Below are 21,502 nucleotides of genomic sequence, written 5' to 3'. Positions count from 1 at the left end.
CGGTGAATGTGGATGATACATTTATGCGTGTTTGATTGCATAGTTGTCGTGAATGGTCACAAAAGTGTCATACTTAACACACATAATGGCGCACAACAGACAGTAATCAAAAACAGCAACGAGTAGGAATAGAACATTATGGTAAGACGGATTCTTGTGGTAGAGGACGAAGCACCAATCCGCGAAATGCTATGTTTCGTTCTTGAGCAGAAAGGCTACCAGCCTATTGAAGCTGAAGATTATGATGATGCCTTAGAGAAAATTTGTGAGCCTTACCCTGAGCTGATCCTGATGGATTGGATGTTACCGGGCGGTTCAGGCATCAACCTGATCAAGCATTTAAAGCGTGACGAACTGACCCGCCAAATTCCGGTGGTGATGCTGACGGCACGCGGCGAAGAAGAAGACAAAGTACGCGGACTTGAAGTAGGGGCGGATGACTACATCACTAAGCCTTTCTCGCCAAAAGAGTTAATGGCCCGTTTGAAGGCCGTGATGCGCCGTGTTTCCCCTACATCGCTGGATGACGTGATTGATGTGCAAGGGTTGAAACTGGATCCGGTCTCACACCGTGTGACATCGAATGATGATCCGCTTGAAATGGGCCCGACTGAGTTTAAAATGCTGCACTTCTTCATGACCCACCAAGAGCGTGTGTACAGCCGTGAACAATTGCTGAACAACGTGTGGGGCACCAATGTGTATGTAGAAGACCGCACGGTAGACGTTCATATTCGTCGCCTGCGTAAGGCACTGGAGACGGGTGGCCATGATAAGTTGGTACAAACTGTGCGTGGCGCAGGATACCGATTCTCAACCCGCGTATAGTCGTAATTGTAGTGAGTATTGCCGCGTCAGGCCGACGCGGTGATGATGACGGAGTCATTGATGGTAGAGCGGCTTTCGTGGAAAAAGTTGGTCTGGGAACTGATGTTTTTCTACTTGCCTTGGATTGTGCTCGGCATGGTATTTGGCTATATGCCATGGTTTTTATTAATTGCCACTTGGATCCAGTTGATTTGGCATTTCCATAATCAATTGAAAATGTCGAACTGGCTATGGAAAGAGCGCAGTTTAACCCCGCCGTCAGGATCTGGCAGTTGGGAGCCGTTATTTAACGGTATCTACCGTTTGCAGCAGCGCAACCGTCGCCGTCGCAAAGAGTTAGCGACCTTGATCCGCCGTTTCCGTAACGGTGCGGAATCCCTGCCCGATGCGGTGGTGGTGTTTCGTAGCGAAGGCAACATTGTGTGGTGTAACAAACTGGCCCAACACCTGCTTGGTTTTCGTTGGCCGGATGATGCCGGTCAGCCGATCAGTAACTTGCTGCGCAGCCCGGACTTTGTCCGTTACCTGACCAAGCAGACGTTTGATGAGCCGTTAGAAATTACGTCGCCGTTTAATTATGACCGTACGTTGGAATTGCGGATCATGCACTACACCGAAGGCGAATACCTGATGGTGGTGCGTGATGTGTCGCAAGTGAAGCAGCTTGAAGGTATGCGCCGCAACTTCTTTGCGAACGTATCGCATGAATTGCGTACGCCGATGACGGTGTTGCAAGGGTATTTGGAAATGTCCAAAGATCCTGAAATGTTGATTGGCCCGATGTGGGATAAAGCCCATGGCGTGATGACCGAGCAGCTGTTGCGCATGAACTCGCTGGTGGAGCAGTTACTGACCTTATCTAAGATTGAAGCGGCACCGAACATCGAGTTGGAAGAAACTATTGATGTGCCAGCGATGTTGGATGTGTTAGAAAAAGAAGCCATTTCGTTGAGTGGTGGCGAAGAGCACTTGTTCACGTTTGATGTGGATACCTCGCTGAAAGTGCTGGGGGATGAAGATCAACTGCGCAGTGCCATTTCTAACTTGGTGTATAACGCGGTGAAACACACCCCGACCCATGCGGCAGTTTCTGTACGTTGGTTCCGCTCACCGACCGGACCGCGCTTGGAAGTGACGGACTGTGGACAGGGTATTGAGCCGCAACACATCCACCGCTTAACGGAGCGTTTCTATCGGGTTGATAAAGCGCGCTCCCGTGAAACCGGTGGCAGTGGTCTTGGCTTAGCGATCGTGAAGCATGCTCTTAGCCACCATGATGCACACTTAGAAATTGAAAGTGTGGTCGGCGAAGGCAGTACGTTCGCCTTTACGTTGCCCAAGCGATTGATCGCGCACACAGTGTCATTGAAGTAATGAAAAAATGGAGCGGCCCTTGTGGCCGCTTTTCTTGTTAGCAAAAGGGAGGCACACTGCGGTAATGACATACCGAAACAATCCATCACGATGGCCGCGACGGAGCCTGACACAATGGCGTGACGCTTACCGTCGTGCCCTGCAACCCCTCTGCTTATCCGTTGGGCTGATCTTATCTGCCTCGCCTGCCTATGCCGCCCACGCATCGACTTCAGACAATGTGGCCGGGCAAGATGTGTTGCCTCAATACCAAAAAGTCAGTGGCATTGCCGGCAATTTATCCTCCGTTGGTTCTGATACCTTTGCGAACCTGATGACTTACTGGACGGAAGAATTTAAGCGCCATTATCCCAGTGTGAACATTCAGGTACAGGCGGCGGGATCATCAACGGCTCCCACCGCACTGGTTGAAGCAACCGCCCAGTTTGGCCCAATGAGTCGCCGCATGAAGGCCAAAGAAATCACGGCTTTTGAGAAAGAATACGGCTATAAGCCCACGGAAATCCGTGTCGCGATTGATGCCTTGGCGGTGTTTGTGAATCAAGACAACCCCCTCAAAGGACTTAACTTTGCCCAACTGGATGCGATCTACTCGCAAACGCTACGTTGTGGTGGCACACGCGAAATCACGCGTTGGGGGCAATTAGGGTTAACCGGCAGTTGGGCGGTGCGGGATATTCAGCTGTTTGGCCGTAACTCGGTATCGGGCACGTACGGGTACTTTAAACAAAAAGCCCTCTGCCTCGGGGATTTTCGTAACAATGTGAATGAACAACCCGGGTCGGCCTCGGTGGTGCAATCGGTGGCCAGTTCATTGAACTCCATTGGCTATTCGGGCGTGGGGTATCAAACCACGGGGATCCGTGCGATCCCGATTGCCGAAACCGGCACCGATTACGTGGAAGCCACGCAAGAAAATGCCGCCAGCGGCCGTTATCCGTTGTCGCGTTACTTGTATATTTATATCAATAAGAAGCCGAACAAACCGTTACCCCCGTTAGAGGCAGAATTTATTCGCTTTATTCTGTCCAGTAACGGACAGGATTTAGTGGCCAAAGACGGTTACGTGCCGCTGCCGGTGGATGACGTGAATACCACGCTGGAAAAACTGGGTTTATCTGCCGTGACTGAATAAACCGTGGTGGATTCAGTGTGTTAATCGCCGAGTCAATTTACGCGATGATCCGCACGTTGCAGATGTCACGCATCAAGCCGCTTTAGCACAAGGCCCATCGTTATGATGGGCCTTGTTTTTTATGGCAGAAAAGCGATCAGATGAACCGGCTGTCAGGTGGCCTCATCTTCTAACAGCGTGAGTGTCCAGCCGGCTTTTTGCCAGTAGGCTTGCTCTTGCTGGAGATCGGCAGCCAACAGTCGGTTATTGTCTTCCCAGCCTGCCGGTAAGGTCAGTTGCCAATGTTCTTTATCGGCGTGCAATATGAACGGTGGCAGCGGATCGTCACTGCGTTGACCGTTAAGGACGACAGCCAAACGCAAGGTGCGGATCAACGGGTACAAGTGCTTGCGTTTGTAGATGCTCAGCTCGGGCATTTCTTCCAGTTTTAAGCTCTTGCGTTGGTAGCGCACCAAAGAGGCCAACACGGTTTGCTGTTCAAGGTTAAAGCCCGGCATGGTGCTGTAACGGAGCAAATAAGCCGAATGGCGATGAAACCCTGAATAGCTGATGCTCAGTCCGACCTCATGCAACAAGGCGCCCCACTGCAATAATGTCGCCAGTTCGGCTTTGGCCAAGCCCGGTTGCGGCTCGATCTGGTTATACAAGCGTTCGGCGGTGTCTTTCACCCGCTGGGCTTGATCGTGATCTACGGTGTACTGCTTGGCCATGGCTTCGGCCGTGCGGGTGCGAATATCACTGTGGCGAAAGCGATCTTCCATTTCATACAGTAGGCCTTCACGCAGGGCGCCGTCAGAAAAAATCATTTCTTCAATCTGCAAGGATTGGAACACGGCATGCAAAATCGCCACCCCCGCGGCAAACACCGGTTTGCGGTCATCACTTAAGCCGTCCAGCGCTAAGTCATCAGCCTGTTTCACCTTGAGGATTTCATCGATCAATTGGGTGAGGCGTTTCGCGGTGATGATCCCATCGCTGTGGCCGAGGCCGATCAGTACCTCACGGATCGCTTTGATAGTGCCCGACGAGCCAATGGCGGTTTGCCAGCCGGCTTTTCGGTACTTGGTGGCTATGCTTTCGAGTTTCTGTTGCGCGGCCAATTGCGCGGCGTTGAAGTGTTTAGTGCTGATTTTGCCTTTGGGGAAATACTGCTGGTTATAGCTGACACAGCCCATGTGTTTGCTGTAAGCCAAGTGCGTTGAAAAGGCTTCGCCGATCACCATTTCGGTACTACCACCGCCAATGTCGACCACCAATTTTTGCCCGGTATCCGGTTGGGTGTGGGCGACGCCCAAATAAATGAGACGCGCCTCTTCCGTGCCGGGAATAATTTCAATCGGGTAGGGCAACACGCGCGCCGCGCGTTGAAGAAAAACCTGAGCATTTTGCGCCTGACGCAGGGTATAGGTGGCGGCAATGCGAACATTGTCGGGGTCAAAGCCCTGCAAGCGTTCAGCAAACATCGCTAAGCAGTGCAAGCCGCGCTGCATGGCGGCTTGGTCAAGGTGGTGGTGTTCATTCAGCCCGGACGCCAAATGCACACGTTGCTTGTGGCGACTGATGATCTGCAGGCTTTGCCCGACTACGCGCGCCACGACCATGTGAAAACTGTTGGATCCAAGGTCAATGGCGGCGATTTCTCTCGGGCGTGCGGGTTCCGTCATAGGCACTGTCACTCTTTTTCGGCTTTCTTTTTCTGCTGTTTCTCTGCGTGCTTGAGGTAATCGTAAATCGCCAGTTGAGAGCGGATTTTACGTTTGTTCCCCCGCGGCACGTAGTTGTTGGTCATGGCTTTGTCGATGATGCGCGCCTTGACCGTGTCAGAAAGCTGGATGTCGAGGATATCGATGATCTTTTTCTTCAGGGCTGGGTCGAAAATCGGACAACCGACTTCGATGCGGTTGTCGATGTTACGGGTCATCCAGTCAGCTGAAGAAATATAGACATCAGGATCCCCATTATTATCAAACACCACGACACGCGGGTGCTCAAGGAACCGGTCGACGATACTGATGGCATGGATATTGTCACTGATCCCTTTGATACCGGGAACCAAGGTACACATACCGCGCACAATCAGATGAATGATGACACCGGCGCTGCTGGCTTGGTAGAGCATGTTAATCAAGCCCTTATCCACCAAGTTGTTCACCTTTAGTGTAATACGTGCTGGCAAGTTTTGCTTGGCATGGGCAATTTCACGATCAATTAAGTCATACAGGCGTGAGCGCGAGTTCTGTGGCGAGACAATCAAGTGCTTGAATTTCACCTGGCGATACGGATTCTGGATGTAGTTAAATACCATCCGCACTTCGTCAGTCAGGACCTTATTGCAGGTCATTAACGAAAAATCGGTATAGATGCGGGCGGTTTTTTCGTGAAAGTTACCGGTCCCGATATGGGCATAGCGCACCAGTTCATCGCCTTCCCGACGGGTGATCAAACAGAGCTTGGAGTGAATTTTCAGCCCCGGTACCCCAAACACCACCTGCACCCCGGCTTCAGTCAGACGGCGTGCCCATTCAATATTGGCTTCTTCGTCAAAACGGGCCTGCAACTCAACGACCACGGTAACGCGCTTGCCGTTGTTGGCGGCATCAATCATGGATTCAATAATGCGGGAGTTTTTCGCCACCCGATAAATGTTGATTTTGATGCTGCGCACTTTCGGATCATACGCCGCTTGGCGCACCAATTCGGTCATGTGATTGAAGGTGTGATACGGGTAATACAGCAAGATGTCTTGGGCTTTTAGCGCTTCAAACGCATTGCGGGCACTGACAAATGCGTAGCTTTCAATCGGCGGCAGCGGTTTGTTTTCCAAGTAACTGCGGCCGACATTAGGAAAGCCGATGAAGTCTTTGAAGTTATGGTAGCGCCCACCGGGAATAATACTGTCGTAGCTGGAAACCTGAAGCAATTCACAGAACACATCAATCATGTCGTTGGGCATGTTGCGTTGGTACACAAAGCGCACCGGCATGGCGGTTAACCGCTGATTGAGCCCTTCAGACATCTGCTCAAGCAAGCTGTGCTCGACTTCTTGACTGAGATCGTACTCTGCATCGCGCGTCATTTTCATGGAGTAGGCGGCAAGGCTGTCGTAGTCAAAAAAGCCGCTAAAAATATCATCCAAGCAAAAACGGATAATGTTATCGAGCAGGATCAGCGTTTTGTGGCGTTTGCCTTTGGCTTCCGGTAACTGAATAAAGCGCGGCAACTGATTGGTCGGGATCTCAATCAAGGCGTAGCGTTTATGCTCGCCTTGCTGCATTTCAATCGCGAGGTAAGTGTATTCATCTTTCAGAAATTGCAGCAGGTCGATGTCATCGGTGACGAGGATCGGCGTGATGTGCGGCAAGATGTGCGTGCGAAAATGCTTACGCAGCCAGATCTGTTGGTTGTCATTGAGTTGTTGCTCATTAACCAAGAAAATATGGCGACGGGCCATTTCCAGCAAGATTTCATTATACAGGGTATCGAAATCTTGGTTGAGCTTTAATACGCGGCTTTGAATACGGCTCAGCAATTGCTTTGGCCCTTCATCACCCCCTTGCTCTTCATTGATCAGAATGCGCCGTTTGACATCCGCAAAGCGTACTTTGTAGAACTCATCGGTATTGCTGGAGTAAATCCCTAAAAAACGCACACGTTCAATGATCGGTACGGATTTATCGGCGGCTTCCTGCAGCACCCGTTCGTTAAACGATAGCCAGCTTAATTCTTTGTCGATATAAAGCGATTCCGTGCTCATCATGCTTCCTGCTGTATGTCTGTGGTGTGATTACGCGTCGTTGTCGATATCTATAGTGAGATCATCGGCAATGGCTTCCAGTGCGTCCTGCACTTGCTCAAGAGTGAGCGGGTCGGGAAGTTCCAGTTGGAACGCGGCGGTAAAAATGGGGTAGCCCCAATTGGGCGCGCTGTGGCTGTCCGTTTTGAGTTTGTTGATGTTGATGCCCAGTTCATGCAACTTGGCGGTGACGTCTTTCACAATGCCTACCCGATCATTGCCGGTTACCAGCAGCGAGTGCAACGTCGTGGCCGCGGGCGTGTGGTTGTCATCTTCAACGATCTGGACGTGCAGCCCACTGAGAGCATCGAGTGCTTGACGTAAAGTGGCAATGTCGTTATTCGCCACCTCAACTTGTACGATCCCGGCAAAGTGGCCTGCTAATTTACTGAAGCTGCTCGATAGCCAGTTGCCACGGTGTTGATAGACGGTGTCTGACAAGGTGTCGACTAAGCCAGGTTGATCCTTGCCAATCACGGTAATGATGAGATATTTCATACCTATATCCTTATTCTCGTCGCAGTGGAGTGTTCATTATGTGACCAGAACAAATCACGTGTCTATACCTAATACGCCGCTTTGCGGGGTCGATGAAAAGCCAAATAGCTTATGCAGGAAGGAGGCGTAGATCTTGCTGAAATGTGGGGTTTGAGAGTGAGCGAACACTTTCTACTGAGTGTGAGCGGGAAAATAGCTCCCGCCCTTGTGTTGTCATATAATTGTCATCTTAAAGAAATAGTATTAGTAAACGTGTCATTTTATTGAGGTAAGAATGGGAAAGGCCGGCGCATTTTTGATGGGAGAAAGTCCTGGCCGCAAGGTAAAAGATAAGCTAACCCGCATCGGTGTTACCGCGGGCGGGATCTTCGTTCTTATTACGCTCGTTCTTATCTTCTTCTATTTGCTTTATGTGATCTTACCGATCTTCTCATCGGTCAAAGTGACTCCGACGTCAACGTTCACCACCGCATTTCCAGATCAAACCGCCGCACTGACCGTCAGTGATCAAAATGATTATGCATTTCGTCTGTCAGACCAAGGCGTGCTTAGCGTGCTTCCTTTGGTCTCTGTGTCGGGCCAATCCGCCGCTGATTATCCTGAACCCGGCCACGTGGTGGGGCAACATACCTTACTGAACGATGTCACGAGTGTCGCCCGAACGCTACCGGCGGACGGGGTATTTGCCGTTGGCGGTACGCACGGTGAGGTGGCGGTGGCAAAACCCCGTTTTATCGCCCCGTTCTCTCCGTCTGAGCCGGTTTTTGTCGATAGCCCGTTAGGGACTGACGTGATCATTCTCGACCCGCGCAGACAGCCGATTGTGCAATTAGCCGTGGCGGTACGTCTGGAGCATGCGGTGATCATGGGCATGACGCAGGATGGCCGGACACGGGTCATGCAATTTAGCCGCCGTGAAACCGGATTGGATGTCTCCACCGAGCAGTGGGAAACCCTGTCGTATGCCATTAAGGGACTGCCACAAAAAGCGCAAGATATGGCGGTTACGCCAGATGCACGCACGGCGTACGTGTTGGCTGGGCCATCACTCTACGTGGTGACACTGGGGAAGGCCTCAGGTTACGTACGTGAAGTGGTGGATGTGGCCAAAGCGGGGCAAGCGCCGTTGCAACTGACCTTGTTGTCCGGCGCGAACTCGCTGCTACTGAGCCATGCGGACGGTACCGTTTCGCAATGGTTTGATGTGCTGCATGATGGCAAACGTACGCTAACGAATACCCGTACCTTTACGCTGTCCGCCAGTCACATCGATACCCTCGTGCCGGAATATGCGCGCAAAGGCTTTTTCGCCTTGCAGCAAGACGGTCAACTGTCCGCGTTTTACACCACGGTGGAGGGAGCGATTTTCAGTGAGCCGATGTTTGCCGGTGCCTTGCCGGATCATTTGGTGATCTCCCCGCGCGCGAATCGCTTACTGGCCGTGTCGGGCAATGGGTGGCAGCTATTTAACGTGGATAACCGTCACCCGGAGATCGGGATCGCCTCGCTGTGGCAGAAAATCTGGTATGAAGGCTACCCCGAGCCAGCGTACGTGTGGCAATCGACCTCGGCCAGCGATGAATTTGAACCCAAATTGAGCTTGGTGCCGATCGTGTTCGGTACCCTAAAAGCTGCCCTGTATGCTTTGTTTTTTGCTATTCCAATGGCACTGGCTGGGGCGATTTATACCGCCTATTTCATGTCGTCGCGTATGCGCCGTGTGGTGAAACCCACCATCGAATTGATGGAAGCCTTGCCGACCGTTATCTTGGGGTTCTTGGCGGGTATTTGGCTGGCGCCTATCGTTGAAATGCACCTGATTGGGGTCTTACTGCTGCTGGTGTTGTTGCCGTTGGGTATGGTTCTGGCCGGTGCCGGTTGGATGGTTTTGCCGAGTCGATGGCGTCACCGCGTGCCGAACGGTTTCCATGTTTTATTGCTCATACCGGTGTCAGTGTTGATCACCTATGGCGCGTTTGCCCTGAGTGATGTGATTGAACACACCTTTTTTGCCGGTGATTTGCGCGTATACCTGACGAACGAGTGGGGCATGGGATACGATCAGCGCAATACCTTGGTGGTGGGCATTGCCATGGGCTTTGCCGTGATCCCGACCATTTTCTCCATTGCCGAAGATGCGATTTTCTCTGTGCCGGGGCACTTAACCAGCGGCTCGTTGGCACTGGGGGCGACACATTGGCAAACCTTGACCCGCGTGGTGTTACTGACCGCAAGTCCGGGCATTTTTTCTGCCGTGATGATGGGCTTAGGCCGTGCGGTCGGGGAAACCATGATCGTGCTGATGGCCACCGGTAACACGCCCATTATGGAATGGAACGTGTTAGAGGGGATGCGGACTTTGTCTGCCACCATCGCCATTGAAATGCCAGAAAGTGAAGTCGGCAGTTCGCACTACCGCATCATGTTCTTGGCCGCCTTTGTCTTGTTTGTCTTTACGTTTTTCTTTAATACGATTGCTGAACTGGTTCGCCAGCGGTTACGCGAAAAATACAGCTCACTGTGATCGGGCATCACGTGACTCACCCTGATGGAAAGAGCCTGTTTACGATGAAAATGATACGCCATGATTAAGTGGTTCAAAGCGGGGACACCGTGGATCTGGCTCACAGCGGGTGCGGTGAGCCTCAGTTTATTAGCCGTACTGGGCTTGTTGTTGTTGATTGGCTGGAAAGGGTTGAGCTTTTTCTGGCCGGCACCCGTGTATCAATTTGATTTGGTTCAGCAGGGCAAGACCAACACGGTGATCGGTGAAATTTATCAGCGTCAGGCCGTGCCGTTAACCCAATTAACGGAAGCGGGCATTGATACCCGTGGTTTTACCGGCCCCACCGTCGATCGCCTCGTGATCAAATCCGGTAACCGTGAATTACGCGGCAGTGATTTTGTGACCGTAATCCAGCCGTATATTGCCCATCAGGCGCCAGCAACGGGCGTCGTGGTGATTGAGCGGCTGAAAAATGGCCGTTTTTACGGTTATCCGGTGGCCTTGTTTGATGACAATCAACCGTTAGGGGTGGATAAGCTGCCGGAACAGCTTGCCCATGCCCAAGAGGTCCGAAAACAGATTCGCCATTTAGAAAAAACAGAATTGACGGCGCTAAACCGCCAGTTTGAACGTCTGCGCCGTCAAGTCGACAAGCAAGGACCCTCCGCGGCTCTCACCGCCCAGCGCGCAGATCTGGATGCACAATTCTTTGTCTTGGACGAGCAATTACATCAACTGCGCCATCACTTGGAAAAAGACACCTTAGTGGTGCGTGAGATGAGTGGGCAAGAGGTCGAGATCCCCGTCGAAATGATCCTCGATTATTGGTACCCGAATGAAATGACCACGTGGGATAAATTGGGGCATTGGGTGCACCAGTTAGGCAAGTTTGTCAGCGAAGCGCCGCGTGAAGCCAACACGGAAGGCGGGGTATTCCCGGCCATTTTTGGTACCGTGCTGATGGTGTTGCTGATGAGTGTGATTGTCACGCCGTTGGGCGTTATGGCCGCTGTTTACCTGCACGAATACGCGGGGAAAAATGCGTTCACCAAGTTGATCCGCGTGGCCGTGATTAACCTCGCGGGGGTGCCATCGATTGTGTATGGCGTGTTTGGCTTGGGGTTCTTTGTGTATATGGTCGGTGCGCAGATTGATGATCTGTTTTTTGCCGAGCAGCTTCCGTCACCGACCTTTGGTACCCCGGGGATTTTGTGGTCAGCGTTGACCTTGGCGATCCTGACGTTGCCCGTGGTCATTGTCTCTACCGAAGAAGGCTTGGCGCGGATCCCGCATTCTATTCGTCACGGTTCATTGGCGTTGGGTGCGACCCAATCGGAAACCTTGTGGAAGATTGTCCTGCCGATGGCGAGTCCGGCGATCATGACCGGTTTGATTCTGGCGGTGGCCCGAGCCGCCGGTGAAGTGGCACCACTGATGCTGGTGGGGGTGGTCAAAATGGCGCCGTCGCTGCCGATAGACAGTCACTTCCCTTATTTGCATTTAGAGCGTAAGTTCATGCATCTTGGTTATCATATATATGATGTTGGCTTCCAGAGCCCGAACGTGGAAGCCGCAAGACCGTTGGTGTATGCCACCTCCTTTTTATTGGTGACGGTGATCATCGGCTTGAACCTAACCGCTATTGGTATCCGTAACCACTTGCGTGAGAAATTTCGCTCGTTAGAGCAATAATGAGATTCAGGAAAGAGTATGTTTTCAATCAATTCACCCATAGGCCTGTTTGAGCCGGTCGACTTATCCAAGCTGCCCGAAGAAAAAATGGCGCTGTCGATTGAGGGACTGGATCTGCATTATGGCCGTCACCAAGCGTTGTATAACATTAACATGCGGATCGCCAAAGGGCAGGTAACGGCGTTTATCGGCCCATCGGGCTGCGGTAAATCGACGTTGCTGCGCTGCATTAACCGGATGAATGAGCTGGTAGAAGGCTGTCAGGTCAACGGCAGGATCATGCTGCACGGCCAGAACATTTATGATGACCATGTGGATGTGGCGTCATTGCGCCGTCGTGTCGGCATGGTGTTTCAGCGTCCGAATCCGTTTCCAAAATCCATTTATGAGAACGTGATTTACGGCTTACGTTTGCAAGGGGTGAAGAACCGTCGCGTGCTCGATGATGCGGTAGAAAATTCACTGCGCGCCGCCGCCTTGTGGGACGAGGTGAAAAACCGTCTACATGAAAACGCCTTCGGCCTGTCGGGCGGTCAGCAACAACGTTTGGTGATTGCGCGAGCGATTGCGATTGAGCCGGAAGTGTTATTGTTGGATGAACCGACCTCGGCGTTGGATCCGATCTCGACCCTGACCATTGAAGAGTTGATCAACGATCTCAAAAACAAATATACCGTGATTATTGTGACCCACAACATGCAACAAGCGGCGCGAGTATCCGATAATACGGCGTTCATGCACATGGGCGAGCTGGTGGAATACACCAGCACCAATGATATATTTACCACCCCGAAAGAGAAACGTACCGAAGATTACATTACCGGCCGGTACGGTTAAGGAGCCGCAGATGTTAGATAATTTTAGCCTTGGCCGTCATATTTCTGGTCAGTTTAATGCGGAACTAGAGAGTATCCGCAGCCATGTATTAGCCATGGGCGGACTGGTTGAGCAGCAATTGGCTGATGCCTTAAAAGCGATGCACAAACAAGATGCAGAGCTGGCACGCCGCGTGATCAAAGATGATCATAAAGTGAATGCGATGGAAGTGGCGATTGATGAAGCGTGCAGCCGTATCATTGCCAAACGTCAGCCGACCGCCAGTGATTTACGCTTGGTGATTGCCATCATCAAGACCATCACGGATTTAGAACGCATTGGTGATGTGGCAGAAAGCATTGCCAAAGTGGCGTTGGAAAACTTCACCAACAAGCAATATAACTTGTTAGTGTCTCTGGAAGCGTTGGGCCAGCACGCTGTGCGTATGCTGCATGAAGTGCTGGATGCATTTGCCCGTATGGATGTGAAAGCAGCGATTCAGGTGTATCAGGAAGATGACCGCATTGACCGTGAATATGAAGCGATCATCCGTCAATTGATGACCTACATGATGGAAGATCCGCGTTCTATTCCAAATGTGTTGCAGGTGATGTGGTCTGCACGCTCCATTGAGCGCGTGGGTGACCGTTGTCAGAATATCTGCGAATACATCATCTATTTCGTCAAAGGCAAAGACGTACGTCATACCTCGCCAGAGGAAATCGAAGATATCCTAAAATTGGGGTGACGGCAGAGTCTGCGAAGAGGTAGCGCAGAGGGTATGCAGAGGTTACGTTGACCGCTGCGCTAGCAAATCATCGATCAATCCAGTGAGCCACAACGTGAGTGGATCCTTGTGGTTACTGTAGGGATAAAACGCGACGATGTCATAGTACTGCTCATTGGCTGCCAGCGTGACGGTGATTTTACGAAAGGCATCGTGTTCGTGATTGAGCAAATCATGAATGCAAGGGAACAGCATATCCGTTTCTTTTACCACCTCTAACACCGTGTGTGCGGAGGTGGAGCGAAAGCCTATCTTCGCCGTAAGCTGATGGTGGGTGAACAGGCGTTCGACATCAGAGACTTGTTCTGTGCGATCAGGAATGATCAAACAGGCAAAGGCATACTGTGCCGCATCTTCTAAACCGATGCTGGCGTGAGGGTAAGGGTGATCCTTACGCACATACACGCTGGCTTCACCATCCATTAATTTCTTGCGCACCAATGCTTTACTGGTGGCGGGGATGTCATAGTTCAATCCTAACAGTATCTCGCCCTGTACAATCTCCAGCATCGTGGTTTTTGACCAATTGACGATTTCCACCTGCAGGTTCGGTGCGGCTTGGTGTATGTGCAGATATAACTGGCTGCCGATAGACGCTAGAAATTGCGGCGATAACGCGATACGTATTTTGCCATCGAGTTCGGCCGGTGAGAACGTCTCGCTGGTATTGAGGGTGCGGGCTAAGTGGTCCATCACGGGGCTGAGTTGCTGGTAAAGGCGTTCGGCATATGGGGTGGGCGTCAGACCATGGCGGGCTTTGGTGAACAGCTCGTCATCAAAATGGTGCCTGAGGCGTTGCAAAGCATGACTCATCGCGGGTTGAGTAACAAACAGCCGTGCAGAGGCTTTGCGCAGATTTTGCTCTTGGGCAATCACGATAAACGTGCGTAATAAATTCAAATCTAAATTAGTGAAGCGATCCTTGGCCATACCCACTCTTTCTTTCATGTACCTTCTCGGGTTACGTTAGCATATATTTTTTGTGAGGCCAGCATGCTTGTGCAAAACGAGAAGACTGGAATGAGAGGGTGGTAAGCCGGCAAGGTTGTCGAGATAAGCAAAAAAGCCCCAGCGCGAGCACGGCGTGGGGCGAGAGTAACCAACAGGGTTAATGATAGAAGTGGCATTATGTTGTTATGGGTAGCCTGTTATGACTAAGCCGGTTATAACCTTGTTTGTCATTAAGAGCGGCCACCCTGCATGCGGTGCTGAACGTTATTTAAAGCTGTACTGCAAGCCGACGCCACCGGCAACGTCTGATGATGAGTACTTACCGCTGTTTTCATAGTGGAACGTGCCAGAGACACTCAGTTGAGAGTTAATGCCGTAGGCCCCGCCAATTGCAAGCGCTTCTTTCGAGCCCGCAAACCCGATACCCGCCCCGACCGCAAATTCGCCGGATGTCACGAACGGCCTGGCATTGGTCACAGCATGAAGGCCCGCTCGGATCCCATCCATTTGCTCATCCACTTCGGCAAAACGGCGGTTGGTTTCATCGGCAAAGGCATTGAAGCTTTTCTCGAGTGAATCAATACGTACCGATTCATTCGATTTGGGTGCCACGCCAAACTCAGGATCGATCTCTGGCTCAATCGGATGCTCAGGCGACGGATCGATAGGATGGGTCGGCGCCTGTTCGATAGGGTTGGTTGGCTGCATTGGTTCATCAGGATGCGCAGGTTGGCCTTCAATCGGATTAGTTGGTGTTCGCGGCACTTCGATTGGGTGCGTGGGTGTTTGCTCAATCGGGTTGCTTGGCGTTTGTGGCAGTTCAATCGGATGAGACGGCGTTGGCTCAATTGGGTTTACAGGCTGTTCAATTTCGATCGGCTGTGTTGGCGTGCTGGCCATCGGTGGGCTAATTTCAGCTGCAAACAGGCTAGCAGAAAACAGGCTGGTGATGGTTAACGCGATACATGTCTTTTTCATTTTGGATACTCTCTTGCTAAAAGTTAAGGGGCTTAATGCGTTCATTATTTTTGGTGAGAACTTTTTTAAAATTAAGCCGTTATAGGGAGCATCCTGCTCTTCGTTGTCGTGTTCCTTGGCGACGAAGAGATAATACGGTTTGACGAATTTTTACTCTAATGCGTGCTCATAATATCGCTGATAAGTGTCATTGATGAGCAACGAGATAATTCGAGAAAAAGGCAGAGCCATTCTTTTCATGAATGACTCAAAGGAGAGTGGAAGAGGTCGTTGATAGGATTAAAAAGAAGACGTGGAATCAGTGACACACAAGGGCATAACCGCGCTATTTAAAGCGATCGGGCACAAAGGTTTGCTGTTCCAGCGGTGCACGTACATAGCCCTCTTTATTGACGTCTGGCAGAGTGATCTCAGGATACTGAATGTCTTCATACGGAATGTGCGACAACAAATGGGAAATACAGTTAATGCGGGCTTTTTTCTTGTTGTCCGCATCGACCACCCACCATGGGCACTGTTTGGTGTCGGTATAGGCAAACATGCGATCTTTCGCGGCAGAGTAGGCCGCCCAGCGGTTGCGTGACTCTAAGTCCATCGGGCTGAACTTCCAACGCTTGATGGGGGTATGAATCCGTTCTAAAAAGCGTTTTTCTTGCTCTTCATCGGACACCGAGAACCAGTATTTGAGCAAGATGATCCCCGCGCGTTGCAGCATGCGTTCAAACTCAGGACAAGAGCGTAAAAACTCTTCGTACTCATCATCGGTACAAAAGCCCATGACCTTTTCGACCCCGGCACGGTTATACCAACTGCGGTCAAATAATACCATTTCGCCCGCTGCAGGCAGGTGGGCCACATAGCGTTGAAAATACCATTGGCTCCGTTCTTTTTCTGTGGGTTGCGGCAAGGCAACGACACGGCATACGCGTGGGTTGAGCTTTTCGGTGATCCGTTTGATCACGCCGCCTTTACCGGCAGCATCGCGGCCTTCAAACAGCACGACCACTTTAAGCCCCCCTTGTTTGATCCATTCCTGTAGCTTAACGAGTTCGATTTGCAGGCGTTCAAGTTCGCGGTCGTAATCTTTCTTTTTGAGTTTGTCACTGTGGCATTGCGCTGTCATAACCCATCCCTCTTTGCTGCAGATAACAAAACAGTAACACAAGATGGCGAACTTGGGGGGGAGGGGAAAGAGTAGGGGAAAACAGAATGTGAGAAACTGTCGAGAGAAAGGGAAGATGCAGGGCTAACAGGCGTTAACCCTGAAGGCGATTGGTGGTGTTAGCGTAGTGCGTTAACAACAGCCGCAATTTTTGTGCTATCAGTCACGGGAATCGCAAAGTCATCCACATCGGCGCTGCCCATATAGGCAAGGCGAGAATAATCCGTCATCAAGCTGGCACGGGTGCTTTTACCGGACAGGTGTACTTCTGTTACCCCGGTTTCCTGTACGATGCGCGCTACGTTCTGTGCTGTTACGCCCGCGCCTGCCATGATGTTCAGGCGTGAACCACAGTAGTCCACCATGGATTTCAGCATGGGGATACCGGCTTCGGCGTTTGGCTGCAAGCCAGAGGTCAGTATGCGTTCACAGCCGTGCTGCATAATGATATCCAGTGCTGCCATCGGATCTAAGCACTGATCAATCGCACGGTGGAAGGTGATGCCCATGCCTGCAGCGGCTTGGCGTTGTTCACGCAGGAGATCGCTGTCAATGGTGCTGTCAGCATTGAGCACGCCCACAACGACACCCGCAAGACCGGCCTGTTTAGCCGCATGAATGTCAGCCAGCATGATTGCTTTGTCATCTTCAGAGAAGAAAAAATCCCCCTGACGCGGACGGATCATGGCGTAAACCGGAATGGTGGCATGTTTCGCTGCAAGTTGCATTAAGCCGACATTCGGCGTTAAGCCGCCCAGTGCTAATGAGCTACACAGTTCAATACGGGTGGCGCCACCTTGCTGAGCACGGTGGAGTGATTCGATATTATCGATACAGACTTCGAGGTGATTGATTTTCATGATTGTTATTGGGGAAAAAAGGGTAAAAGCAGTGTAGAGGAGATTATCTGGATGGGCGATGAATCAGTGTGAAAAATTAGAAGTGAGTAGTGTTGAAATGATAAACGGCAGATACAAAAAGGGCCCGGTGTGTCCGGGCCTCATTTATTTTTTGCTTTGAGCTGACTTCTTGGCTTTACGTTTATACGTTTATTGCCCTAACACCGTGAGCATGGTGTCAGTGTCGGTCATTACTTGCCTAGGTCTGCAGTGTGCTCAGATAGGTAGTCAGCAACACCTTTTGGTGACGCGTCCATACCGGCTTTGCCTTCTTCCCACTGTGCAGGACATACTTCACCGTTCTTCTGGTGGAAGTTTAGGGCATCAACCATACGTAGCATTTCGTCGATGTTACGGCCTAGTGGTAGGTCGTTAACAACTTGGTGGCGTACTAGGCCATCTTCGTCGATAAGGAAAGAACCACGGAAAGCAACGCCTGCTTCTGGGTGCTCAACATCGTACGCTTTACAAATTTCGTGCTTAATATCAGCAACCAATGGGTATTTCACCTGGCCGATACCGCCGTTCTCAACTGCAGTGTTACGCCATGCATTGTGAGAGAACTGAGAGTCGATAGAAACACCGATCACTTCTACGCCTTTCGCTTGGAAGTCTTCAAAACGCTTGTCGAAAGCGATTAGCTCTGAAGGACATACGAAAGTGAAGTCTAGTGGGTAGAAGAAAACTACCGCTTTTTTACCTTTAGTAAACTCTGCAAAGTTGAAGTTATCAACAATTTCACCGTTACCAAGAACAGCTGCAGCAGTAAAATCTGGTGCTTGACGACCTACTAGTACCATGATGGCGCTCCTAAAAATTCGTTAATGCTTATCATCTCCGATAAGCTCGATGCTTGGGACGAGACAAACTATAGCGAAACTGGTAGATTGAAAAAAGCGGAATAAACAGATTGATGTAATCGAAAAATACGATGAACAAATTTCCATCTTTAAAACAGCTCCATTACCTTGTGACATTGTTTGAAACCCGCCATTTTGGCGAGGCTGCCAAGAAATGTTTTGTTAGCCAATCCACGTTAAGTTCTGGGGTGCAAAACCTGGAAGAGCTGGTGGGGTGTCAGTTGATTGAACGCGACAACAAATCGCTCGTCTTTACCTCGACCGGGGAAGATGTCGTGATCCGCAGTCGTGAGTTGCTGGCACGCAGCCAAGATCTTATGGAATTGGCCAAATGCCACGGTGATGGCATGGAAGGGCAACTCCGGGTGGGTTGCATTCCGACGATTGCGCCGTTTCTGTTGTGTGATCTCGTGCAAGAGGTGAATCGCAGTTATCCTCAACTTAACTTGTTGTTGCGAGAAGACACCACCACCAATTTATTAGCGGCTTTGCGCAACGGCGAAATGGACGTGTTGATTCTGGCGTTGCCTGTCGAGATCAACGGCATGCACAGCCAAGTGGTAGGACGCGATGCCTTTAAAATGGTGATCAGTAAGAATCAGGTTGATCAGGTCAGTGTGCCGCTACGGTATGCTGACTTGCCGGACGAGTCGGTGTTCTTGCTTGAAAAAGAGCACTGCCTTACCGATCATGCGGTGTCTGCGTGCCGGTTGACCACGAAAGAGAAGATAAATCCGTTTACCGCAACCAGCTTACATACGTTGGTACAAATGGTGGCCAATGGGTTAGGGACCACGTTTATCCCGCAAATGGCGATTGATCATGGTTTACTGCATAACCAAAACTTGGTGGTGGTAGAACCGCCGGGCCAAGAAGAAGCATACCGTGAAATTGGCTTAGTTTGGCGCCCGACATCCAGCCGAACACGGACATTTCGTACGCTAGCAGACATCGTTGCCGGTTTACTCTAAGCCCCTCTTCTCTTTCTTATTACGGTGTGTCAATCACGTTTTGGTGTTTTTGGCACATTATCCTGCTCTCCCTCTATTTTGTAATATTTCCCCATGCGACCGAGCGAACGCTGCGGCGTGACTTTGTGGGTTTATTCTATTTCTCTCCACAAATAAACAGCGCGATCCACTTCTCGCTATATGCCTTTTCTGTATAAAAGTGCCATTTTGCTCACAATTAGTGTTTGTTTTTTAATCACTCTTATACCAGTCTTTATTTGCCCGTCGTTTGAAACGCAATTTTATACGGTTGTTTTAAATTTGTGCGTGGTAATTAATTTACGTAACTGGCTACATTTTTTGCTGTTGAGCGTGTTATTTATGTAAAACCGACTATTCACCTAAAAAGTTTACCAATACAGGGCATTAGGTTTTTAAGAGGTTGATTCTAACTGTTTGAATTTATGGATGTTGATTGGTTTTTCGTACGGCGGCGCATTGAGGGCAAAGTTGCAATAGAGTCCGTGTTACGGCAGGGTGAAAAACCTGTTTTGGTTAGTAAGGCAGTGGGTTGGGTATCAAGACTGCCTGGTTACAAGTTGATATGTAGTGATTTAGTGACAGTCTTAAGGGAGTTAAGCAGAATGGACAGACACGCGTCAAACCATGAAGTGAAGTTATCATTACAAACCCCGCTCAATGCTGAGCAGTCGGAAATACTGACGGATGACGCGCTGTTGTTTGTCGAGCGATTAGTGCAGCGCTTTGCGGCCCGCATTCCTGAACTGCTCGCTGTACGAGAGGCGCGTCAGCATGCCATTGATGCCGGTGCACTGCCTGATTTTCTGCCTGAGACACAATCAATCCGCCAAGGTGATTGGCAGATCCAATCGATCCCTGCTGACTTACAAGATCGCCGCGTAGAGATCACCGGCCCCGTTGAGCGGAAAATGGTGATTAATGCGCTCAATGCCGATGTAAAAGTGTTCATGGCGGACTTTGAAGATTCCTTCGCGCCAGCGTGGTCAGCGGTGTTGGATGGACAGCGTAACTTACGCGATGCCGTGAATGGTACCATTGCTTATACCCAGCCAGAAACCGGTAAACATTATGCGTTGGATGACGATCCCGCGGTGCTGATTTGTCGCGTGCGCGGATTACACTTACCGGAAAAACACCTGTTGTGGGAAGGGGAGCCGATCCCCGGATGTTTGCTCGATTTTGCCCTGTATTTCTACCATAACCACAAGGCACTGCTGGAAAAAGGCAGCGGCCCGTATTTTTACCTGCCTAAACTGCAAGCCTACCAAGAGGCGGCGTGGTGGAGTGATGTCTTTCGTTTTGCCGAAGACGAGGTCGGCTTAGCGCGTGGCACCATCAAAGCCACAGTGTTAATTGAAACTCTGCCTGCCGTGTTTGAAATGGATGAGATCCTCTACAGCTTGAAAGAGCACATTGTCGGGCTGAACTGCGGCCGTTGGGATTACATTTTCAGCTATATAAAAACGCTGCGTAATCACCCTGATCGCATCTTGCCGGATCGCCAAGTGGTGACCATGGACAAGCCATTCCTGAATGCCTATTCCCGTTTACTGGTGAAAACCTGTCACCACCGCGGCGCCTTTGCCATGGGGGGGATGGCGGCCTTCATTCCATCAAAAGAGCCTGAGCGTAATGCTTGGGTGTTGAACAAAATTCAGACCGATAAAGCCTTGGAAGCCACCAATGGCCATGATGGCACATGGGTTGCCCATCCGGGACTGGCCAGCACGGCAAGGGCGGTTTTTGATGACGCATTGGGTACTCGTGCTAATCAGCTTGATGTTGATCGCCACGCCGATGCGCCCATTACGGCGGCAGAACTGCTGACGCCGTGTGACGGGGAACGGACCGAAGACGGCATGCGCCACAACATCCGCGTTGCCGTGCAATACATTGAAGCATGGATCAACGGCAATGGCTGTGTGCCGATTTATGGTTTGATGGAAGATGCAGCTACTGCCGAGATCTCCCGAGCCTCGATTTGGCAATGGATCAAACACGGTAAAACGCTCAGCAATGGTCAAGTGGTGACGGCAGTGCTGTTTGAGCAAATGCTATATGAAGAAATGAGTGTATTAGCACAGGAATTAGGGGAAGACGTCTTCCAGCAAGGGCGCTATGACGAAGCGGCCGCGATGATGTTGCGGCTGACCACCAGTGAAGAATTAGTGAACTTCTTGACGCTACCGGGTTATGAGTATCTGTCCTAGCCACGGCGTTGAACGGACACG

17 protein-coding genes are annotated in these 21,502 nt (G+C 50.8%); 9 read left to right on the top strand and 8 right to left on the bottom strand.

The annotated features are described in order from the left end of the window. The first annotated feature begins 138 nt into the window (after positions 1–138). From phoB to ACSF8W_RS23285, 3 genes are all read left to right on the top strand, one after another. Positions 139–828: a phosphate regulon transcriptional regulator PhoB gene (phoB, locus tag ACSF8W_RS23295; protein WP_047875890.1), complete on the top strand. Its 690-nt coding sequence runs from the start codon at positions 139–141 to the stop codon at positions 826–828. Between the two features lie 60 nt (positions 829–888). Continuing rightward, entirely contained in the window at positions 889–2,202 is a 1,314-nt protein-coding gene (gene phoR / locus ACSF8W_RS23290) for a phosphate regulon sensor histidine kinase PhoR (RefSeq protein WP_500849475.1), read from the top strand. A 64-nt stretch (positions 2,203–2,266) separates the two neighbouring features. Beyond that, positions 2,267–3,337 (top strand): PstS family phosphate ABC transporter substrate-binding protein, encoded by a 1,071-nt coding sequence (locus tag ACSF8W_RS23285; protein ID WP_500849474.1) that lies wholly within the window; start codon positions 2,267–2,269, stop codon positions 3,335–3,337. A 152-nt stretch (positions 3,338–3,489) separates the two neighbouring features. On the opposite strand, the gene ppx is transcribed toward ACSF8W_RS23285, so the two are convergent. The 3 genes from ppx to ACSF8W_RS23270 are packed head-to-tail and all read right to left on the bottom strand — an operon-like array spanning position 3,490 to position 7,628. Then, positions 3,490–5,001: an exopolyphosphatase gene (gene ppx / locus ACSF8W_RS23280; RefSeq protein WP_428478770.1), complete on the bottom strand. Its 1,512-nt coding sequence runs from the start codon at positions 4,999–5,001 to the stop codon at positions 3,490–3,492. An 8-nt stretch (positions 5,002–5,009) separates the two neighbouring features. After that, the gene (gene ppk1 / locus ACSF8W_RS23275) at positions 5,010–7,091 is read right to left on the bottom strand and encodes a polyphosphate kinase 1 (protein ID WP_500849483.1); all 2,082 of its coding nucleotides are present in this window, start codon (positions 7,089–7,091) and stop codon (positions 5,010–5,012) included. A 30-nt stretch (positions 7,092–7,121) separates the two neighbouring features. Next, complete coding sequence (locus tag ACSF8W_RS23270) at positions 7,122–7,628, bottom strand: glycine cleavage system transcriptional repressor (protein WP_500849472.1); 507 nt, start codon at positions 7,626–7,628, stop codon at positions 7,122–7,124. A gap of 274 nt (positions 7,629–7,902) precedes the next feature. Here ACSF8W_RS23270 and ACSF8W_RS23265 point away from each other — a divergent pair, with 274 nt between their 5' ends. Genes ACSF8W_RS23265 through phoU form a run of 4 tightly spaced genes read left to right on the top strand, consistent with a single transcriptional unit; the run spans position 7,903 to position 13,390 of the window. Then, a complete protein-coding gene (locus tag ACSF8W_RS23265) occupies positions 7,903–10,152 on the top strand; it encodes an ABC transporter permease subunit (RefSeq protein WP_500849471.1) in 2,250 nt (749 codons plus the stop codon). Positions 10,153–10,212: 60 nt separating this feature from the next. Then, the gene (pstA, locus tag ACSF8W_RS23260) at positions 10,213–11,826 is read left to right on the top strand and encodes a phosphate ABC transporter permease PstA (protein ID WP_500849470.1); all 1,614 of its coding nucleotides are present in this window, start codon (positions 10,213–10,215) and stop codon (positions 11,824–11,826) included. Positions 11,827–11,844: 18 nt separating this feature from the next. After that, entirely contained in the window at positions 11,845–12,663 is an 819-nt protein-coding gene (gene pstB, locus ACSF8W_RS23255; protein WP_500849469.1) for a phosphate ABC transporter ATP-binding protein PstB, read from the top strand. Between the two features lie 10 nt (positions 12,664–12,673). Beyond that, entirely contained in the window at positions 12,674–13,390 is a 717-nt protein-coding gene (gene phoU, locus ACSF8W_RS23250) for a phosphate signaling complex protein PhoU (RefSeq protein WP_428478764.1), read from the top strand. 42 nt (positions 13,391–13,432) lie between these two features. Here the strand turns inward: phoU and ACSF8W_RS23245 are convergent, their stop codons facing one another. The 5 genes from ACSF8W_RS23245 to ACSF8W_RS23225 form a co-directional block, all read right to left on the bottom strand. Then, entirely contained in the window at positions 13,433–14,359 is a 927-nt protein-coding gene (locus ACSF8W_RS23245) for a LysR family transcriptional regulator (RefSeq protein ID WP_500849468.1), read from the bottom strand. Between the two features lie 285 nt (positions 14,360–14,644). Continuing rightward, positions 14,645–15,358: a YadA C-terminal domain-containing protein gene (locus ACSF8W_RS23240; RefSeq protein ID WP_500849467.1), complete on the bottom strand. Its 714-nt coding sequence runs from the start codon at positions 15,356–15,358 to the stop codon at positions 14,645–14,647. Positions 15,359–15,683: 325 nt separating this feature from the next. Further along, positions 15,684–16,481 (bottom strand): polyphosphate kinase 2, encoded by a 798-nt coding sequence (gene ppk2, locus ACSF8W_RS23235; RefSeq protein ID WP_500849466.1) that lies wholly within the window; start codon positions 16,479–16,481, stop codon positions 15,684–15,686. A 158-nt stretch (positions 16,482–16,639) separates the two neighbouring features. Next, on the bottom strand, positions 16,640–17,380 hold the full coding sequence (locus ACSF8W_RS23230; RefSeq protein WP_500849465.1) for a copper homeostasis protein CutC: 741 nt from the start codon (positions 17,378–17,380) through the stop codon (positions 16,640–16,642). A 230-nt stretch (positions 17,381–17,610) separates the two neighbouring features. Further along, on the bottom strand, positions 17,611–18,219 hold the full coding sequence (locus tag ACSF8W_RS23225; protein WP_500849463.1) for a peroxiredoxin C: 609 nt from the start codon (positions 18,217–18,219) through the stop codon (positions 17,611–17,613). 131 nt (positions 18,220–18,350) lie between these two features. On the opposite strand from ACSF8W_RS23225, the gene ACSF8W_RS23220 reads away from it, so the two are divergent. Together ACSF8W_RS23220 and aceB are read left to right on the top strand one after the other, a co-directional pair. Beyond that, a complete protein-coding gene (locus ACSF8W_RS23220) occupies positions 18,351–19,250 on the top strand; it encodes a hydrogen peroxide-inducible genes activator (RefSeq protein WP_428478758.1) in 900 nt (299 codons plus the stop codon). A gap of 623 nt (positions 19,251–19,873) precedes the next feature. After that, the gene (gene aceB / locus ACSF8W_RS23215; protein ID WP_500849462.1) at positions 19,874–21,481 is read left to right on the top strand and encodes a malate synthase A; all 1,608 of its coding nucleotides are present in this window, start codon (positions 19,874–19,876) and stop codon (positions 21,479–21,481) included. Positions 21,482–21,502: the final 21 nt, after the last annotated feature.

It is taken from the genome of Photobacterium sp. 270122K, from assembly GCF_059941365.1.
The sequence above is the reverse complement of the archived record's forward strand: the minus strand, read 5'-3'. Positions and strand labels throughout refer to the sequence as shown.

Coding starts and splice junctions, on each gene's coding strand:
- ppx (WP_428478770.1), bottom strand. CDS start 5,001: ATGACGGAACCCGCACGCCCGAGAGAAATCGCCGCCATTGACCTTGGA.
- phoR (WP_500849475.1), top strand. CDS start 889: ATGGTAGAGCGGCTTTCGTGGAAAAAGTTGGTCTGGGAACTGATGTTT.
- pstA (WP_500849470.1), top strand. CDS start 10,213: ATGATTAAGTGGTTCAAAGCGGGGACACCGTGGATCTGGCTCACAGCG.
- phoU (WP_428478764.1), top strand. CDS start 12,674: ATGTTAGATAATTTTAGCCTTGGCCGTCATATTTCTGGTCAGTTTAAT.
- ACSF8W_RS23240 (WP_500849467.1), bottom strand. CDS start 15,358: ATGAAAAAGACATGTATCGCGTTAACCATCACCAGCCTGTTTTCTGCT.
- ACSF8W_RS23285 (WP_500849474.1), top strand. CDS start 2,267: ATGACATACCGAAACAATCCATCACGATGGCCGCGACGGAGCCTGACA.
- ACSF8W_RS23230 (WP_500849465.1), bottom strand. CDS start 17,380: ATGAAAATCAATCACCTCGAAGTCTGTATCGATAATATCGAATCACTC.
- pstB (WP_500849469.1), top strand. CDS start 11,845: ATGTTTTCAATCAATTCACCCATAGGCCTGTTTGAGCCGGTCGACTTA.
- ppk1 (WP_500849483.1), bottom strand. CDS start 7,091: ATGAGCACGGAATCGCTTTATATCGACAAAGAATTAAGCTGGCTATCG.
- ACSF8W_RS23270 (WP_500849472.1), bottom strand. CDS start 7,628: ATGAAATATCTCATCATTACCGTGATTGGCAAGGATCAACCTGGCTTA.
- ACSF8W_RS23225 (WP_500849463.1), bottom strand. CDS start 18,219: ATGGTACTAGTAGGTCGTCAAGCACCAGATTTTACTGCTGCAGCTGTT.
- aceB (WP_500849462.1), top strand. CDS start 19,874: ATGGACAGACACGCGTCAAACCATGAAGTGAAGTTATCATTACAAACC.
- ACSF8W_RS23220 (WP_428478758.1), top strand. CDS start 18,351: ATGAACAAATTTCCATCTTTAAAACAGCTCCATTACCTTGTGACATTG.
- ppk2 (WP_500849466.1), bottom strand. CDS start 16,481: ATGACAGCGCAATGCCACAGTGACAAACTCAAAAAGAAAGATTACGAC.
- ACSF8W_RS23245 (WP_500849468.1), bottom strand. CDS start 14,359: ATGGCCAAGGATCGCTTCACTAATTTAGATTTGAATTTATTACGCACG.
- phoB (WP_047875890.1), top strand. CDS start 139: ATGGTAAGACGGATTCTTGTGGTAGAGGACGAAGCACCAATCCGCGAA.
- ACSF8W_RS23265 (WP_500849471.1), top strand. CDS start 7,903: ATGGGAAAGGCCGGCGCATTTTTGATGGGAGAAAGTCCTGGCCGCAAG.